General features: G+C 38.7%; 19 protein-coding genes and 1 tRNA gene. 1 reads left to right on the top strand and 19 read right to left on the bottom strand.

From position 1 onward, the window contains the following. Positions 1-382 precede the first annotated feature (382 nt). From MM236_RS19480 to MM236_RS19390, 19 genes are all read right to left on the bottom strand, one after another. Positions 383-727: a hypothetical protein gene (locus MM236_RS19480; RefSeq protein ID WP_241276675.1), complete on the bottom strand. Its 345-nt coding sequence runs from the start codon at positions 725-727 to the stop codon at positions 383-385. Positions 728-845: 118 nt separating this feature from the next. Beyond that, positions 846-1382 carry a hypothetical protein gene (locus MM236_RS19475; RefSeq protein WP_241276674.1) on the bottom strand — a complete coding sequence of 179 codons (537 nt, stop codon included), beginning with the start codon at positions 1380-1382 and terminating at the stop codon, positions 846-848. Beyond that, the gene (locus MM236_RS19470) at positions 1373-1705 is read right to left on the bottom strand and encodes a hypothetical protein (protein ID WP_241276673.1); all 333 of its coding nucleotides are present in this window, start codon (positions 1703-1705) and stop codon (positions 1373-1375) included. The genes MM236_RS19475 and MM236_RS19470 overlap by 10 nt, the downstream gene beginning before the upstream one ends. Then, entirely contained in the window at positions 1666-2211 is a 546-nt protein-coding gene (locus MM236_RS19465; RefSeq protein WP_241276672.1) for a hypothetical protein, read from the bottom strand. Before MM236_RS19465 ends, MM236_RS19470 begins: the two co-directional genes overlap by 40 nt. 188 nt (positions 2212-2399) lie before the next feature. Continuing rightward, positions 2400-2996, bottom strand: a complete 597-nt coding sequence (locus MM236_RS19460; RefSeq protein WP_241276671.1) for a hypothetical protein — start codon at positions 2994-2996, stop codon at positions 2400-2402. A gap of 1 nt (position 2997) precedes the next feature. Next, the gene (locus MM236_RS19455) at positions 2998-3327 is read right to left on the bottom strand and encodes a hypothetical protein (protein WP_241276670.1); all 330 of its coding nucleotides are present in this window, start codon (positions 3325-3327) and stop codon (positions 2998-3000) included. Continuing rightward, positions 3288-3767 (bottom strand): hypothetical protein, encoded by a 480-nt coding sequence (locus MM236_RS19450; protein ID WP_241276669.1) that lies wholly within the window; start codon positions 3765-3767, stop codon positions 3288-3290. Before MM236_RS19450 ends, MM236_RS19455 begins: the two co-directional genes overlap by 40 nt. Before the next feature lie 401 nt (positions 3768-4168). Continuing rightward, positions 4169-4687: a hypothetical protein gene (locus MM236_RS19445; protein ID WP_241276668.1), complete on the bottom strand. Its 519-nt coding sequence runs from the start codon at positions 4685-4687 to the stop codon at positions 4169-4171. Between the two features lie 95 nt (positions 4688-4782). Then, positions 4783-6399: a hypothetical protein gene (locus MM236_RS19440; RefSeq protein ID WP_241276667.1), complete on the bottom strand. Its 1617-nt coding sequence runs from the start codon at positions 6397-6399 to the stop codon at positions 4783-4785. Between the two features lie 277 nt (positions 6400-6676). Next, positions 6677-7492 carry a Cof-type HAD-IIB family hydrolase gene (locus MM236_RS19435; RefSeq protein ID WP_241276666.1) on the bottom strand — a complete coding sequence of 272 codons (816 nt, stop codon included), beginning with the start codon at positions 7490-7492 and terminating at the stop codon, positions 6677-6679. Further along, positions 7492-7764, bottom strand: coding sequence for a hypothetical protein (locus tag MM236_RS19430; protein WP_241276665.1), 273 nt, complete (start codon positions 7762-7764; stop codon positions 7492-7494). Before MM236_RS19430 ends, MM236_RS19435 begins: the two co-directional genes overlap by 1 nt. Before the next feature lie 31 nt (positions 7765-7795). Continuing rightward, complete coding sequence (locus tag MM236_RS19425; RefSeq protein ID WP_241276664.1) at positions 7796-8230, bottom strand: hypothetical protein; 435 nt, start codon at positions 8228-8230, stop codon at positions 7796-7798. Next, a complete protein-coding gene (locus MM236_RS19420) occupies positions 8227-8751 on the bottom strand; it encodes a RidA family protein (RefSeq protein ID WP_241276663.1) in 525 nt (174 codons plus the stop codon). The genes MM236_RS19425 and MM236_RS19420 overlap by 4 nt, the downstream gene beginning before the upstream one ends. A 55-nt stretch (positions 8752-8806) precedes the next feature. After that, positions 8807-10015 carry a glycoside hydrolase family 57 protein gene (locus MM236_RS19415; RefSeq protein WP_241276662.1) on the bottom strand — a complete coding sequence of 403 codons (1209 nt, stop codon included), beginning with the start codon at positions 10013-10015 and terminating at the stop codon, positions 8807-8809. A gap of 2 nt (positions 10016-10017) precedes the next feature. Further along, entirely contained in the window at positions 10018-11298 is a 1281-nt protein-coding gene (locus MM236_RS19410) for a glycosyltransferase family 4 protein (RefSeq protein WP_241276661.1), read from the bottom strand. A 9-nt stretch (positions 11299-11307) separates the two neighbouring features. Beyond that, positions 11308-13224 (bottom strand): amylo-alpha-1,6-glucosidase, encoded by a 1917-nt coding sequence (locus MM236_RS19405; protein ID WP_241276660.1) that lies wholly within the window; start codon positions 13222-13224, stop codon positions 11308-11310. Between the two features lie 111 nt (positions 13225-13335). After that, on the bottom strand, positions 13336-13476 hold the full coding sequence (locus MM236_RS19400; RefSeq protein WP_241276659.1) for a hypothetical protein: 141 nt from the start codon (positions 13474-13476) through the stop codon (positions 13336-13338). A 101-nt stretch (positions 13477-13577) separates the two neighbouring features. Then, a tRNA-His gene (locus tag MM236_RS19395) sits at positions 13578-13653 on the bottom strand. Positions 13654-13735: 82 nt separating this feature from the next. Next, positions 13736-15076 carry a dihydroorotase gene (locus tag MM236_RS19390; protein ID WP_241276658.1) on the bottom strand — a complete coding sequence of 447 codons (1341 nt, stop codon included), beginning with the start codon at positions 15074-15076 and terminating at the stop codon, positions 13736-13738. 137 nt (positions 15077-15213) lie between these two features. On the opposite strand from MM236_RS19390, the gene MM236_RS19385 reads away from it, so the two are divergent. After that, entirely contained in the window at positions 15214-16578 is a 1365-nt protein-coding gene (locus tag MM236_RS19385) for a DEAD/DEAH box helicase (RefSeq protein WP_241276657.1), read from the top strand. Positions 16579-17000 lie beyond the last annotated feature (422 nt).

The raw sequence follows: 17000 nt of genomic DNA, 5'->3' as shown, positions 1-17000 counted from the left end.
AAGATCATGACAAACCCCCAAAATATAACCCACAGGGGATTCTTTTTCCAGATTATAAATAAATCACTTCACAATTGCCTCTAACCTAATATTCTTAAAGAAGAAAAAATTATTTAGGACAGCATTGGTCACTTCAAATATATTGGCCGAAACTTTTGTGAGAAAAACTGATTTTTCATCAAAGGAGGCATCTATCCTATTTCCATTTTGGAATATCCCGCTGTGAAAGCTTGAAAGACTATTTGCACTTAGTTGTTACATTTCAATAACAAAGCTTTTATCTGACTCCTCCCAAGTCCATGACCCAGAAATATCTTGACTATATCCTTTGAATGTAGCAAATGTGATAAAGAGTATGGTTAGGATTTTTTTCATATTCTATTCAATATAATATTGCCAATTCACTCTTGTTGTCCAATTCTTTTTGGCTGACTAGCCTTATATCATTTGTGAAATCTCTCTCCAGAAAGCGGACACTCTTTTTGAACTGATCTGTAATAAATTCGAAATCAAGAACTTCGAATATATCTCCGAGTTCCGGCGTCCTATACCTTGGGTTACCATGCATTTGATAAGCCACCAAGTGATCTATCGTACAAACATACTCATCCATAGTCCTACACCAAATGGTATCTGATTCATCAAGCAGATGAATTGGTTTCCCTCTAAATGCTGTTTCCAATACCTCCTCAATCAGATCCATATCCCACTCCCTCTGTCTGTCCATTCCACAGGAAACTAGATAACAAATAAAAACATACAGGAGAGTGTTTTCATAGAAGTCATATTAATTGCAAGCTTTAATCCCTTGTGGTGCAACATTTCCTTTTGGTTCTCCAGTACTTTCATGACATCCATAAATACTTGGAAAGATATTGCTCCCATTTTCCATTTTCATTTTTCCTGTAAACAAAGAATCCCCCACCTCCACAATCCATATGGCATACATCTTCCCAATAGATCAAACAATACATATCGTCTCTCGTAAAAGCCGGTGTGGAAATTTTGTAGTATTGGTAATCAATCTGATCTATAAACTCTACTGCAGGATTTGTTAATTCAATATTTCCCGAAAGTATAGATTTATCTATAAGAAATGGTTTCTTATACTGATCCTTTAAATGGCTCAAATCAGCTGATTTAAATACTTCCGTTATTTTTATTGTCTTTCCATTCCTATCGATCCAGTCACCCATAAGACTATTCTCCCAAAAACTAACCCATAAAGTATCCGTCTGTTTTGCCAATAAGACGACTTCGAAATGTTTGGATTTTTCATTTTCTGCGACAATAGAAATCACTTCATGACTTCTTTTCAAATCCCCTTCTCGGTGACAGGCTGTCGCCAACAGAACCATCCAAAGCAGACAAATTAATCGCATCCTTTTTTTCCTTTTGGTGAAACACTATATTGATTGCTCAGCGTATTTTCTACCCAATTTACTTCAATAATTCTGTTCTTGTCAATCTGACTTTTCCAAATTAAAAAAACCACTGTTTGAGTCAAGCCACCCCAAGCCATATCCTTGAAAAATTGATTCCCCAAGGCATTTACATTATACCCCACACTCGCAGCATAGTTTCTCAGTTCGATGGCGATATCGTTGAGGAACTTTGTTTCGACAAAAAGAGCCTGAGGGGCATCAACTACATTCCTATCAGTTTTCAGGATAACCAAATGCCCACTATAAGAATTCTTTCCCATTTTCCCTTCTCCCTCTTGTAAATCATCAAATCTCCACCCCCACATTCAATTCCGCAGAACTCAGAAACATAGATAAGCGCATATTCCCCATTTTCCGAAAATGCTGGAGCCGACACTGAGAAATAAGGGAAGAAGGATTTTTCAAATTCACTCTTGTTGTCCAATTCTTTTTGGCTGACTAGCCTTATATCATTTGTGAAATCTCTCTCCAGAAAGCGGACACTCTTTTTGAACTGATCTGTAATAAATTCGAAATCAAGAACTTCGAATATATCTCCGAGTTCCGGCGTCCTATACCTTGGGTTACCATGCATTTGATAAGCCACCAAGTGATCTAGCGTACAAATATACTCATCCATAGTCCTACACCAATTGGTATCTGATTCATCAAGCAGATGAATTGGTTTCCCTCTATATGCAGTTTCCAATACCTCCTCTATCAGATCCATTTCCCACTCCCGCTGTCTGTCCATTCCACAGGAAACTATGATAACAAGTGAAAACATACAGGAGAGCGTTTTCATAGCAGTCATATCAATCGCAGTCCTTGATGGAAAACCTCACTAACCTCATCCTTTCCCACTCTCCATTTCAACATCGGCTCTATTGCTCTTGAAAATGGTGTTTTTCTGAATAAATATATAGTATACAGAGGAAAAGGTGGAGTGGGCGATTATCCCGACATTGGTTATGGTCACCTTAACATAAAAGTGACCATAAGCAAGTGTTCCCAATCACCGTTGCTTTTCCGATACACAGAAATATCCCCCCCCCCTTCTATATACAAGAATGCATACCTGTATCCTTGCAAGAAGACCGGTTTGGAAATCGCCTTGTACTTCATGTATTTTCTCAGTTCCATATCCAGTTCGACTATTTCCGGTTCGCCGAGATGTTTGTAAAACGCCTCCACAATACTGTCATACCGTCTCCTATCCGGAGAGACATGCACCCCCTCCGGAAACATCTCCTTACGAAACCTGTAGGGTTCTCTCCCCTCCCTGCAAATCTTTTCGGCATCTGCTATAGAAAAGATATCTTTGATCTCCACGGATCCCAACCGATTGGAAAAATTTCGTTCCAGGCTAAGTATTGCTTCACCAGTACAAGAGTCTTGCTTCAGAATACCCCATTCCGTTAACGCATCCTCAAACACAATGACTTCGCGACCAGCTTCCAATTCCTTTTGGAAAACAGCGGTCATCAGGGATTTGATCTCCCTCTCTTCTCTCGTAGTGCAGCTCAGGCACATCACGGCGGCTATTCCAATGATAAAGATATAAGGTTTCATTTTATTCACAGGCTTTTATCCCTCTAGGAAGCGTTCCATAGTAGTTTTTGTTATAGAGCTCGGCTCCTATTCTGTTTTTAATTCTGTTCCGTTCCGACAATGGCAATGCTTCGAATACATCCGTTTCATCAAGCCCGCCCCAAGCCATATCCTTAAAAAACTGATTACCAAGGGTATTTACGTTATACCCCACACCCGCAGCATAGTTTCTCAGTTCGGTAGCGATATCGTTGAGGAACTTTGTTTCGACAAAAAGAGCCTGAGGGGCATCAACTACATTCCTATCAGTTTTCAGGATAACCAAATGCCCACTATAAGAATTCTTTCCCATTTTCCCTTCTCCCTCTTGTAAATCATCAAATCTCCACCCCCACATTCAATTCCGCAGAACTCAGAAACATAGATAAGCGCATATTCCCCATTTTCCGAAAATGCTGGAGCCGACACTGAGAAATAAGGGAAGAAGGATTTTTCAAATTCACTCTTGTTGTCCAATTCTTTTTGGTTGACTAGTCTTATATCATTTGTGAAATCTATCTCCAGAAAGCGGATACTCTTTTTGAACTGATCTGTAATAAATTCGAAATCATGAACTTCGAATATATCTCCGAGTTCCGGCAACCTATACCTTGGGTTACCATGCATTTGATAAGCCACCAAGTGATCTAGCGTACAAATATACCCATCTATAGTCCTACACCAATTGGTATCTGATTCATCAAACAGATACCAATTAGTTCCCTCTGGACGCGGTTTCCAATACCACCTCAATCAGATCAATTTCCCACTCCCGCTGTCTGTCCATTCCACAGGAAACTACGATAACAAGTAAAAACATACAGGAGAGCGTTTTCATAGCAGTCATATTAATTGCAAGCTTTAATCCCTTGTGGTACAATATTTCCTTTTGGTTCTCCAGTATTTTCTGCATTTAGCCTATTAATTATTCTAGTTTTATCTGATGCAGATAAACTGTTGAAAACGTCCGTTTGAGATAATCCCACCCATGACATATCTTTGAAAAACTGATCGCTATCTAGTCCATCTATTGGGAATTTCTGTATCAAGCTAGGTAATGCACTGGCTATATCAGCAATTTGTCAATAGACAATTCAATCTACTAGCACACTTTTTTCACAATAGCTTTACAATCGTAATTAACCCATCTTGGTCTATGTCATTGTTAACATCTTTGATAAAATCCAATTCCATTCTCCATCATCGCCTTTTTCAAAAAACAAAAGTGTTGTCCCACCATCGATCATTGGAGCTGAGATGGTAAACCTTTCGCAATATACAAACGCATACTTGTAGCCCTGAAAGAACACAGGTTTTGACAAGCTATACCAATCCGTTCTTCCAATCTCTGGTGTCTGCCCGTCAACTTTAAACTCTTCAAGAAGCATCTGAATATATTCATAAGGAACAACCGATACATTTTCGGGAACATGCTTCTGGCTAAACTGGAAATCGACTACGCTTTCCCTGCATAACTTCTCGTAATTTATTTCGTTCAAAAAGTCTGGATCGAAACTTTCAGACTTAAACAATCCCAATTTGTTGTTTGTCATCAAATCCTCGATAATGCAAGTATCCATGCCCGCTCTCTTAACCCAGTCAGTCACGGTTCGATTTGAGACAAGTATTGTTTCTACACTGTATCCCACTTCATCCCTTATCAAGGACTTCATTAGAAGTCTGATCTCCTTTGTCTCCCTGTCAGTGCATGAAAGCATTAAGAACAGAGGAAATACCATGAATATAAATCTTTTCATAAAACACAAATTCAATCGCATGCTGTAATACCCATTGGCGATGCACTACTACTCCCATAGGTTTGAGATCCTCCCGTTAATTCAGCTTTTACTCTGGCATTAATTCTATTTTGCTCAGACATTGGTTTTGCTTTAAATAGGTTCGTTTCGTGGAGACCACCCCATGCCATATCCTTGAAGTATTGATCCCCCAGAGCATTTACGTTATATCCCACATCCGTAGCGTAGTTTCTTAGCTCGGTGGCGATATCGTTGAGGAATTTTGTTTCGACATACAGGTTATGATGAACATCATTGGGGCCTGGGCCATGTTCGGCTATATACCTGATAAGTAGGCAGTTCAGATCACAATTTGACGGGTAGTTCTGTTCAAAAAACAAATATGAATGTAACGTCTCGTGAAGAACAGTCCTAGCAAATGATAGATCAGTGGCATTTTGATTCACGGATTGACTGATGGTGATAGTAGCCCATCCATTGTCCAAATTTTTAGTCGTACAGGCCGTCGCTCCAGTAGGACATGTGCCATACTGAAATTTCACATTATAGTTCGCCGGAACAGGTTGGTTTCCATTGAACTTCTCGAAAATTCTTTTGAATTCCTGCTGTGTCGAGCCTATAAGGTCTTGAATAATATTCTTATGGCAGTTTGTTAAACCATCCATGTCAACCTGATCCTCTTCCTCTGGCTCCGAGTCAGGAAGTTCACCTCCTCCAACACCCGGATGTGGAATACAATTCGGATCCATAGAATCGCAAACATATTGATCCCCAGGCCCTGGCGATGGCCCACTACCTCCTCCTCCTGAGCCTTCTGGCCCTCCGAGGTAAAGGGGAGGAGCTGGATTGTAACATGAATTATAGTAAACTGTCCTACAGTTTACCACAACAACATCATTCTCAACATAGTTTTGGCATATTTGATAAGACCCTATCGAACATGTACTCGCCTGTATATGGTTTTTATGCACGTGATCTTCTGAAAGATACTTCCGAGATTGTGTAATATAACCATTGTCTATCACAAAGCTATGTACATGGACTTCATCTGGTGTAAACAGACCGATCTCTCCTTCCCAGTATGCTGGCAGTTTATGATATGAAAGTCCTTGAGATAAGCGAGCCGATTTTCTATTTTTAGGATAGTATCTGACTACAAACACAGAGTAGTCTTCTGAGCCAGGCCTTTCGACAAACATCAGGTTGGAAACTACTGCCTTTTCCAGATTAGCTCCGGAAAATTCGTCTTTGAGATGTGATGGATATACAAAATCCGTATTCTTCAGAAAAACTTCTACCACGTCACGTCCATCATTAAATTTATATGGATTGCCACTTTGCCAATCCGGACGTTTTTCAAATCTAGTAAATGAAACCTCTTTCGTGCTTTTTACAATTGTATTGGCCTTTGATAAATTACTTTGATTTTTTTCAAACCAACGTTTTACTTTCACAACCTCGAAATCTTCTGTTTCAGATAATTCAGTGATTACAAAATCATCTAAATCATCCCTACAGGAACTAGATAGTATCATCATTACAACAGCCAAACAAACAGTTCCAAATAATCTTTTTACTTCTCCGAAGTTAGTTAAAGGAGAGGGGGGGGGGGTAAACCTTAGTCTCATAACGAAATAGTTTTTGATAAAAATTTTTTCAAACAATTAATCTCTAATAATAGCATATAATTCCATAGTTTCAAAATGGAATTACATCTTTTCATGATTTTAAATGATACGATTGGAAATGACAATCCATTGAATATCAATATAAAAGGACCGTAGTCCTGATATCTTTTTTTCAATGCAAAAATATATCCCTAATTTTAAAATTTTTCAATCTTCCAATTCCTTAATCAACTGAACAATTCAACCTCATAATAATTGTGTATTACAAGAAAAACACCTACCCCAACAGCATTTCCTCTATCATCACCGCTACCCCATCTTCTTTATTGCTTAAAGTCACTCGATCTGCGATGGATTTGACTTCTTCGAGGGCATTGCCTACTGCTACGCCAAGCCCTACTGCTTCAAGCATTTCTATGTCGTTGTAGTTATCTCCAAAAGCCATCACTTCATCCATCTTAATTTGATATTTTCGCTCAAGAAGCAATTCAAGTGCTGATGCTTTGGAAATCGACTTGGGTGCGATTTCTATGTAGGTATCTTTCGATCGGTACAAGTGTAGCTCTGTGCCCATATGTTGCTCCGCATTTTGGAAGAAAAAATCGATCTCATCTGCCGGCCCCATACACATTACCTTGTGGGCACCTTTCTTCCTCCCTTTCCAAAGTGCCAAAACCTGATCCAAGGGTTGGAGGGTAGGGTCAACTTTTGTGTTCCTGGCTTCACGCTGAGCCCAATAGTCATATTCTGGCTCAAACCAATCTTCTCCTTGATACAGACTTACATGAACTTTTGTTCCTTTGGCTATTTTCACCAATGCTTCACAAAGATCCAATGAAATAGACACGTCATCGAGCACCTCTTTTGGTTTATCATGAATCACAAATCCACCATTGTAACAAATTAGTGGCTCACCTAACCTGCACATATCCTTTTGCAAATGCCGCATGGCATCTGGCATTCGAGAAGATGCAAGGATTATTGGAAAATCTTCTGGCAATCTGCCAATCGCCTCGAGTAATCTCGGAGACAGCACCCTGTCCCCGTTCAATAGGGTACCATCTATATCGGTACAGATCGCTTTGATTTGCATTATTCTATAGGAAAGTCTTTGAAATTTTCGAAAAACCCAGAGATAGCTCCAAAACCAATAAAGAGGAAAAACAAAGTAAATAGCGCAAACCAAACTGCTACCCATAGCAACTTTGCCTTAGCCCAATTGGATTTGCTTGGGTTTCCATTTTTGTCGAGCGCCCATACGATCAGCATGATAAATCCAATCAAAGGCAATCTTGCAATAAATACTGTCAAAAACCAATCACTTGTATTGACTGGAGGATGTTGAAATTCTTGATTAAAGTTCATAAGGTTGTTGTTTGGTGGAAATTTGTACTTGCTATTCATTGGACTCTAGAAAATCCTTGATCTCAAATTGGTATTCATTGATTGCAACATTCTCCATGTTCATGGGATCTGTTTGTACAAAATAAATTATGATGTTTTGGTAATCAGCAATTTTCGAAAAACCCTTTACATAAAGCTCCGCACATTCTCTTGCCACACTTTCCTGATTTCTCAGAAATGCTTCTGATTTTCCATTGTATAGCTTAATTTCTATTAACCCAGAGGATTCACCGTTTACTGTTTCACTTTTGACATTGACCTCAGTACTCTCGAATTCACCAAGAGCCAAGATCTCGCTGGATGGGAAAAAGCCATCCCCCATCATTTTATTCATTCCCCAGACAAGTCTTTTGAGGGCTAATTCTGAATCGCAAGAGGTAAGCAAAACAGCAAAAACTATTAAGTATAGGATGGATATTCTTTTCATTTTGCAGCTACAGCTTCTATTTCTATTAATAAATCTGGATTTGCCAAAGCATATACAGCTATCGTGCTTCTGGCTACTTTATTCGGATTATCTTCATTATTGAAGTATTCACCATAAGCCTTGAACCAAGCATCCCAATCGACTATTCCTTCTTTATTTGGAGCAAGATAAACTCTTAAAAAAAACACATCTTCCAGATCAAATCCTCCTTCTTTCAAAGTAGCCTGGATTTTCTTTAATATACTTATACTTTGCTGATAGGTATCACCATAGCGTTCATATTTCCCAACTGCCGCATCTGGATTAATCAAGTCTGCTACTAAACCAGAAGTATAAAAATACAACTTGTCAGCGGGAATTTTGACTCCTTTTAAGATACTTGCATCAGGTCTATCGAACTTGACAATCTCTTGATTTTTATTGTCAGAAGAAACCTCAACTGCTTTGTCTTCAATTTGCACGCTACAGGCTACAACCAACAGCAAGCTGAACAAGGCACAAATCAAAGATACTTTTTTCATTCATAAGTATTTTAACTCTTTTTGTGCGAAACACCTTCACACAAAAAGATTGGAATTACACAGGTTTACTCTCTTTAATTTTCTTCTCTACCCTCAAGATAAAATCGCTCAACACATTCATATAGTTGATAAATGCATCATAAGGAGAATCATATGGGCTAAAATATGCATGGATATCTCCGTCTGAGAAAAACTTGGTGCACATATAGTAGAAGTGATCTGATGTCTGCAGGTAGATCCAATCCCTCTGAATCTCTTCATCATCAATTCCTTTAACTTTATCAGCCAATTCATATAGCTTCCCAAACGCCTCATCCTGCAGGTCATTCCCTAGCCAAGCGGTCAAATCACGCTCTTCGTCCGCCCAAGAAATTGGGGTTGGCACGTGGATTGGAGAAACTATTTTGGCATTTCTCACAACTTCTGATGTGGTAGAAAACCCAAAATCACTTCCCCTGAAAACCGCTTCCGGCAAAGCTCTCATAAACTCAAAAATTCCTGAATCTGCCCATTGATGCTCACCGAATGTTTCATAATCCATAAATAAATTCAGAGTTTCTTCTTCTTTTGGTATTGCATTGATCCATTTGACAAACTTATCAGTGGTCAGTGGATAATCTGGCCAAGATTTATTGCTAAACCTGAAAGCGATATCATCACTCAATTGGAAGTTTTTTAACAGAACTTTCAACTCGGGATTGATTGAATTTTTGTAAACATAGTTCGGACTTTTCCAACCTAAGATATGCTTTGCACCTTCGGTGAGAATGCCTTCGAAGCCAAGTTCTGCGACTGTAGCTCCTATGGTGTCTGAATAAATCAATTCAGTGTTTCTGAAAATTTTCGGTTCATACCCATTGAAGTGCTTTTTGATTTTTTCTTGATGGATTTTCACAAGTCTTACAAACTCCTCCTTGTTTTTCAAAGCACTAAGGGAATGTCCATCAGTTTCATTCAATAATTCCACATGACCTGTGGCAACAAGTTTCTTGAAACTTTCCAAAACATCCGGCGCATAAGCTTCAAATTGGTCCAAGCATACGCCAGATATTGAGAAACTGACTTTGAAAGCCCCATTGTAATGATTAATTAAATCCAAAAGCAGTGCATTCATGGGCAGGTAACACTTTTGTGCTACTTTCCTCATAATGCTCTTATTGCTATAGTCATCCCAGTAATAATGGTCATCGCCAATATCAAAAAAACGATAAGGTTTGATCCTTAGTGGTTGATGTACTTGAAAGTAAAAACAGATAGTTCTCATGGCTATTCTTTGGTTATTTTATCGTAAACAGTTACTAATTTGGCGGCAACATGCTCCCACTTAAGGTTTTTCAGCTCCTCGCTTCCTAATTCTTTGAACATCTTTGAGATGCTAGGATAGTGTAAAAGAGCAAAAATAGCATCAGCCATTGCATCCACATCCCAAAAATCGATTTTGACGGCGTTTTGCAAAACTTCTGCTACTCCTGATTGCTTTGATATGATCACTGGAGTATTGTGACGCACAGCCTCTAGGGGTGCGATTCCAAATGGCTCAGAAACGGACGGCATGACATATACATCAGACATAGCATACATATCATCCACATCTTGACCTTTGAGAAAGCCTGTAAAATGAAAACGGGTTCCCATTCCAAGTTCAGCTACTCGATCGATCATTCTATTGAGCAAATCACCATTACCGGCCATTACAAAACGAACATTTGGATCTCTTTGAATTACTTTTTTTGCTGCCTCCACAAAATATTCCGGACCTTTTTGGAAAGTAATTCTTCCCAAGAAAGTAACTATTTTCTCAGGTACTTTCTTTTTGACTTTGGATTCTATGATACTTGCATCCAATACTGCATTGTGCAACACACTTACTTTATCTGGATGAACTCCATACTTATTGATAACAATATTACGGGTCAAATGACTTACAGCCACCACATGGTCTGCCGCATGGAGGCCTGCATATTCAATATCAAAAACAGGCTTGTTGACTGACTCTCCAGATCTGTCAAACTCAGTAGCGTGAATATGTGCTACAAGTGGCTTTCCGCTCATATGCTTCGCTGCGATACCGGCAGGGTAAGCTAGCCAATCGTGTGCATGGATGACATCGTGGTCCTTTGATTTAGCGATTTGGGCAGCTACCAAGGCGTATCTAGAAACTTCCTTCATTAAATCTTTCCCATATTTACCGCTGAATTCAAACTTGTTGCTAAAAACGCTTTCGTCAACATCTACACGGTCATGCAAAGCATAGTCAGTATATTTTTTAAATTCCTCGGGACCTAAGTATGGCACTAAAAAACTCCCCACTTCCAGATAGGTCAAATTTTTCCATATCTGCTTGAATTTTTTTTCTTTGTAATCTATTGTCACGCCACTGGCATTCACAAAATCTGCCAAAGGCTCTTCGTCTCCCCAGAGCTTTGGGACGACAAAAATAATATCTTGATTATGATGAACCAACCCTTTGACAAGTCCATAGCAAGCAGTACCAAGACCACCGGAAATATGTGGTGGGAATTCCCACCCAAACATTAAAACCTTCATAAAAATTATTTATACTTGTTTCACTAGATACATCATTCTCAATAACTCTCCAATACTCCATGCTTGTGAAATAGCGCCTTTTGGTCTATGTGGAGGGTCTCCATCATAAATCTCCGCTATAGTCCCCACACCGTATTGCGCCATCACTTCATCAAACCCCTTGATGATCTTCTCAATAAAATTCTTTCCGGATTTACCGTGCAATCTCAAATAACCCTCTGCAAAATGACCTAACAACCAAGGCCAAACAGTTCCGTTATGATAGGCTACATCTCTTGTAAATTGATTCCCAAAATAATACCCTTTATAGCCTGGATCATCTGGAGATAGCGACCTCAGCCCTTTTGGAGTCAACAACTTTGACTTTACAATCTCCAAGATTCTGTCCATTTGACTTTCCTCTAATGGACTATAAGGCAGTGATGTCGCAAATAGCATATTTGGCCTGATAGACCAATCTTTGAAATTACCGTCTACATAATCTGCCAAATAGCCTTTTTTCTCATCCCAGAAAACATCTATAAAAGAAGTTCTGACGCTTTCTGCCAAATCTGAAATTTCTTTGTCACCTGTCAATTCGTGGTAATAGCACAAAGCATTGTACCACAAAGCGTTTATTTCTACTGGGCAACCAATCCTTGGAGTAACTGGACCATCGGAGTTAACAGCATCCATCCAAGTCAGGGCAATCCCTTTTTCACCACCATACATCAGACCGTTGTCTTGCATATGGATATTATAATCTGTTCCTGCACGATACCCATCGATGATAACTTTCATTTTTTCCAGATATTTCTTTTTGATGGTTTTTGTATCCCCGGTGAAGTTCTGATATTGCTGAAGTGACCAGAAGAACCATAGTGGTGCATCCATCGAGTTCATGTTTCGCATCACTCCACTTCCTACATTAGGAAATAGCGGGCCATGCAAGTCTGCAACCATAGTATCCATGATTTCCAAAAAAGTCTCTTTGTTGCCACTTGCCAAAGTCAGGCCTGGTGTAGCAACAAAGGTATCTCTTCCCCACCAACCAAACCAAGGATAGCCTGCGATAACATGCGTTTTACCATCTCTCTTTTGAATAAATTGTCCTGCAGAATTTTTAAGACAGTTTTCAAAATTATTTCTTGGAATCCTTCTCGCTAATTCTTTTTCGAAAGCTTTTTGTCTTGTATTTGGATCTGCCTCGGTCAAACCAGCTGAAAAAATAACTGACTCCCCTTTTTCAATGTCAAATTCAAAATAACCAGGAACGAATAGATCTTCTTGGTAATCATAACCCCGTTCTCTTTCCAAGATATATTCAATGTTATTATACCAATTTGGGTTTGACACAAATTGATTTTTTTTAGATAGCTGTAAAAACAAAGGGTTGTACTCTGGGTAAAGCTGGAAACTTGCACCGTTTGGTGCTTTTTGAAAATCCCTGTTCAAATTATCATTTTCTTTTGAAAGATTATGATACCCTCTGAACGCCAAAAAAGGACTAATTCTAATTTTTGTAGGAGAATGCGCATCCAAGAGTGTATATCTTATCATCACTCGATCTCGGTTAGTATCCAAAATCAATTCTTTTTGTAACAAAACACCTCCTACCCTATATGTCAATTTAGGAATCGGCTCAGAATCAAAATCTTCCAAATATTTATGTCCTCTAGGAGAGTAATTTCCTGGATATTTGTTGATCCCTAAATTAAAACTTGCTCCTCTTTGAATAACTGTCTCGTGAACAGTGGACAAGAGTACATGTAGTTGCGTGTCAATTTGTGGCTGAGGAGAGACCAACAACCCATGATATTTCCTTGTATTGCACCCTATGATCGATGTAGATGTATATGAACCACCTCTGTTTGTTCTTATAATTTCGCGATCCAGTGAATAGTTTAGGTTTACTAATTGGGTTTTGTCAAAATGTATGTAACTCATTTGGTTAAAAGTTTGGAGATTTCCATAAAAATAGTTTTTACTATCCAAAAGAAAAACAATTAGGCAAAAAATAAAGGTTATGTTTCCATAACCTTTTAAATTATTCTCTATTTAAGAGCTTACACTTTCTTTTTGTAATTCTTCGAAATTCTTGATTGATTCTTCAAATTTCTCTATGTAGCGCTGTATAAACTTGATGTTCAAAGGCTGTACTTTTGGAAATTTTGGCGAAGCTTTGTATAATGTAAACATTGCCGTATAGTTAAAATTCTGATTTATTTTTTTTGTCTTTACAAAATTAATGCCACATGCTTTTTTTAAAATGAAAAAACCCCTCTATCAGAGGGGCTTTTGGGTGGAAGACCGGGTTCGAACCGGCGACCTCTGGATCCACAAACCAGCGCTCTAACCAGCTGAGCTACAACCACCATATAGCTACTAAAACCAGATCATTCACCTGATTGGACTGCAAAAGTAGTATTTCGGATTTTTCAAAGCAAATAATTTCTAATTATTTTCTTGAAAATTTTAACCTTTCTCCTTTTTTATCTTCGTTGAACGTCCCTTTTTCGTATGCCAAGTGTCCTGACACGATCGTATGCGTTACTTTGGATTTAAATGTATGCCCTTCAAAAGGAGACCATCCACATTTGGAAAGTACATTTTCTTTAGTCACCTCCCAATCACTATCCAAATCCACCATCACCAAATCTGCATGATATCCAGGCCTAATAAATCCACGCTTATCAATCTCAAAAAGAATAGCGACATTGTGGCTTGTCTTTTGGGCAATCTCTTCCAATCTGATCTTACGATCATGATACATATCCAAAAGAGCAACCAAACTATGTTGCGCCAAAGGCCCGCCGGATGGTGCTTTTAGGTATTTTTCACTTTTCTCATCCAACGTATGTGGTGCATGATCCGTAGCTATCACATCAATATTTCCTTTCAAAACACCTTCCAAAACACCTTCTCTGTCTTCAGCTGATTTGATGGCAGGATTCCATTTGATAAAATTGCCTTTTTCTTCATAATCCTCATCCGAAAACCAAAGATGATGAACACAAGCTTCAGCAGTGATCCTTTTTTCCTCCAAAGGTAAATTCTCGTCAAACAATTCTACTTCTCTTGCAGTACTAATATGAAGGACATGCAGTTTGGATCCATGCTGCCTTGCCAAATCAACTACCCGCTTCGATGCGTCGTAACATGCCTCCGCAGTCCTTATTTTGGGATGATATGAAGAAGGGATATCATCCCCAAATTCAGCTTTGTACTTCTCAAGGTTTTCTTTGATGATATCATCATTTTCGCTGTGCGTAGCGATCAGCAATTTGCACTCTGAAAAAATTAGCTTCAAGCTTTCCTGGTTATCTACCAACATGTTTCCTGTAGAAGATCCTTGAAAAACTTTTATGCCACAAACATTTTCTGGATCAACTTTCAGAATTTCTTCAATATTATCATTGGTGGCCCCCAAGTAAAAAGAATAATTAGCAAGAGATTTTTCAGAGGCAATCTTATATTTATCCTCAAGAAGTTCTATAGTCGTTGCTTGTGGGACAGTATTTGGCATCTCCATGTAAGAAGTAATACCGCCTGCCACAGCTGATTTACTTTCGGTGTATATATCGGCCTTGTGTGTTAATCCTGGTTCTCTAAAATGGACTTGATCATCAATCAGCCCTGGAAAAATATACTTTCCAGTCCCATCTATTTTGATATCCGCATCAAATTCTGAAAGATCATTTCCTATATTGTAAAATAAGCCGTCCTTGATGAGGATATCAAGGGGGGTAATCTTGCCTTCATTCACTATATTTGCACCGGTGATCAAAATACTTTTCATGGAATTTTATTTTAATTTGAAAGGTTATAAACAACTGTAATTGACAAAAGGAAAAAGCCAATTACTTAAATCAACCAAAAAAACTTCATTTGAGTTTAGTTTCAAGCCTTTTTCCTATTCTTCAAAAATAAACAATCATGTCCGATAGCACCCAATCTTTTGAAAATTTTAAATTAAATAAACAGCTTTTGGAAGCAGTCAAAGAAGCGGGATATACCAAACCTACTCCTATTCAGGAAAAAGCAATTCCACTTGCTTTGGCTGGGCATGATGTCTTGGGTATCGCTCAGACAGGTACAGGCAAAACTGCGGCCTATGTACTCCCAACTTTGTTCAAAGCAAAATATGCCCAAGGACAGAACCCTAGAGTATTGATTTTGGCGCCTACACGAGAGCTTTGCATGCAAATCGAAGAAGCTGTAATTGCATTTGGAAAATATACTGACTTAAGATATGTGTGTCTGTATGGAGGACTAGGTCCAAAACCACAAATAGAAAAACTCAAAGCCGGAGTAGATATTATCATTTCTACGCCTGGCAGGTTTATGGATTTATACAAAAAAGGTGAAATCTTCGTCCGAGAGATCAAAACCATGGTCATGGATGAAGCCGACAAGATGCTTGATATGGGTTTTACACCTCAGATCAGAGCCATCTTGGAAGTGATCCCAACAAAAAGACAAAATCTTCTATTTTCAGCCACTTTTAGTGAAAAAGTCGAGCGACTTTCTACTGAATTTTTGGAATTCCCTGAAAGAGTTGAAATCTCAGCACAGGCTACAACAGCTGAGACTATCCACCAGATAAAATATTTGGTTCCCAATATCAAGACCAAAACAAACCTTCTTGAGCACATTCTTACAGATGAAAATGTAAAAAGGGTGATTATTTTCACCAAATCCCGTAAAAATGCAGAGTCTGTCTACACACACTTGAGCAGAAAAAATGTTGGGGAAATCCGAGTAATCCATGCCAACAAAGGGCAAAATACGCGAATCAACTCAATGGAAGACTTCAAAGCCGGTAATGTGAGAATTCTTGTAGCCACTGATGTAGCCGCTAGAGGTTTGGATATCACCATGGTGAGTCATGTTGTCAATTTTGATGTGCCCGTGATCTATGAAGATTATGTGCACAGAATTGGGCGAACTGGTCGTGCTGAGCAAGATGGAGCTGCCATTACTTTTGTCAATCCTGCCGAAATCTACCATTTTGAAAAGATCGAAGACATCATCCGAATGACTGTCAGTGAAGCCAACATTCCAGATGAAGTATCCATCACTCCTACTCCATTTATAGAAAAACAAATCTATGAACGTGAGATTGATGGTCAAAAACGAAAGGAAAACCCTGATTTCAAAGGGGGATTCCACGAGAAAAAAGCCATTCCAAGACCAAATCCAAACAAACCAAAGGAAAAGCGTGGCAACAAAAATTCCAAAGCCAAAAGGAACAGAAATCAGATGAAAACCCAAGGGAAGTGGAAGAAGAAGGGGGGATAAGGGATCAGAAGATTAGAAAATTGAAAAATTGGAAGATTTTGGGGACGGGAAGGTTGGAAGGTTGCAATGTTGGAAAGTTGGAAAGTTGGCTTGCGCAAGCAGTGATAGGACTGTTTGAAGATTAGAAAATTGAAAAATTGGAAGATTTTGGGGACGGGAAGGTTGGAAGGTTGCAATGTTGAAAAGTTTGAAAGTTGGCTTGCGCAAGCAGTGATAGGACTGTTTGAAGATTAGAAAATTGAAAAATTGGAAGATTTTGGGGACGGGAAGGTTGGAAGGTTGCAATGTTGGAAAGTTGAGTCCACTCCGAAAAGTATTTAAGCTAAAATTACTTGAAAAAGAATGGTTAAAATCCTTGATTTTCTTTCTGTTACATGCTGGTTTATTATATTATAAATAGCTATATTACAGATAGTTAAAGT

Origin of the sequence: Belliella calami (genome assembly GCF_022549695.1) — a bacterium.
Lineage (GTDB): Bacteria > Bacteroidota > Bacteroidia > Cytophagales > Cyclobacteriaceae > Belliella > Belliella calami.
This window is presented reverse-complemented; position numbering and strand designations above follow the sequence as displayed.

What these genes read in the sequence shown, in the direction of transcription:
- MM236_RS19480 (WP_241276675.1), bottom strand. Translation starts at nt 727, where the DNA reads ATGGACAGACAGAGGGAGTGGGATATGGATCTGATTGAGGAGGTATTG.
- MM236_RS19475 (WP_241276674.1), bottom strand. Translation starts at nt 1,382, where the DNA reads ATGCGATTAATTTGTCTGCTTTGGATGGTTCTGTTGGCGACAGCCTGT.
- MM236_RS19470 (WP_241276673.1), bottom strand. Translation starts at nt 1,705, where the DNA reads ATGGGAAAGAATTCTTATAGTGGGCATTTGGTTATCCTGAAAACTGAT.
- MM236_RS19465 (WP_241276672.1), bottom strand. Translation starts at nt 2,211, where the DNA reads ATGTTTTCACTTGTTATCATAGTTTCCTGTGGAATGGACAGACAGCGG.
- MM236_RS19460 (WP_241276671.1), bottom strand. Translation starts at nt 2,996, where the DNA reads ATGAAACCTTATATCTTTATCATTGGAATAGCCGCCGTGATGTGCCTG.
- MM236_RS19455 (WP_241276670.1), bottom strand. Translation starts at nt 3,327, where the DNA reads ATGGGAAAGAATTCTTATAGTGGGCATTTGGTTATCCTGAAAACTGAT.
- MM236_RS19445 (WP_241276668.1), bottom strand. Translation starts at nt 4,687, where the DNA reads ATGAAGTCCTTGATAAGGGATGAAGTGGGATACAGTGTAGAAACAATA.
- MM236_RS19440 (WP_241276667.1), bottom strand. Translation starts at nt 6,399, where the DNA reads ATGAGACTAAGGTTTACCCCCCCCCCCTCTCCTTTAACTAACTTCGGA.
- MM236_RS19435 (WP_241276666.1), bottom strand. Translation starts at nt 7,492, where the DNA reads ATGCAAATCAAAGCGATCTGTACCGATATAGATGGTACCCTATTGAAC.
- MM236_RS19430 (WP_241276665.1), bottom strand. Translation starts at nt 7,764, where the DNA reads ATGAACTTTAATCAAGAATTTCAACATCCTCCAGTCAATACAAGTGAT.
- MM236_RS19425 (WP_241276664.1), bottom strand. Translation starts at nt 8,230, where the DNA reads ATGAAAAGAATATCCATCCTATACTTAATAGTTTTTGCTGTTTTGCTT.
- MM236_RS19420 (WP_241276663.1), bottom strand. Translation starts at nt 8,751, where the DNA reads ATGAAAAAAGTATCTTTGATTTGTGCCTTGTTCAGCTTGCTGTTGGTT.
- MM236_RS19415 (WP_241276662.1), bottom strand. Translation starts at nt 10,015, where the DNA reads ATGAGAACTATCTGTTTTTACTTTCAAGTACATCAACCACTAAGGATC.
- MM236_RS19410 (WP_241276661.1), bottom strand. Translation starts at nt 11,298, where the DNA reads ATGAAGGTTTTAATGTTTGGGTGGGAATTCCCACCACATATTTCCGGT.
- MM236_RS19405 (WP_241276660.1), bottom strand. Translation starts at nt 13,224, where the DNA reads ATGAGTTACATACATTTTGACAAAACCCAATTAGTAAACCTAAACTAT.
- MM236_RS19400 (WP_241276659.1), bottom strand. Translation starts at nt 13,476, where the DNA reads ATGTTTACATTATACAAAGCTTCGCCAAAATTTCCAAAAGTACAGCCT.
- MM236_RS19390 (WP_241276658.1), bottom strand. Translation starts at nt 15,076, where the DNA reads ATGAAAAGTATTTTGATCACCGGTGCAAATATAGTGAATGAAGGCAAG.
- MM236_RS19385 (WP_241276657.1), top strand. Translation starts at nt 15,214, where the DNA reads ATGTCCGATAGCACCCAATCTTTTGAAAATTTTAAATTAAATAAACAG.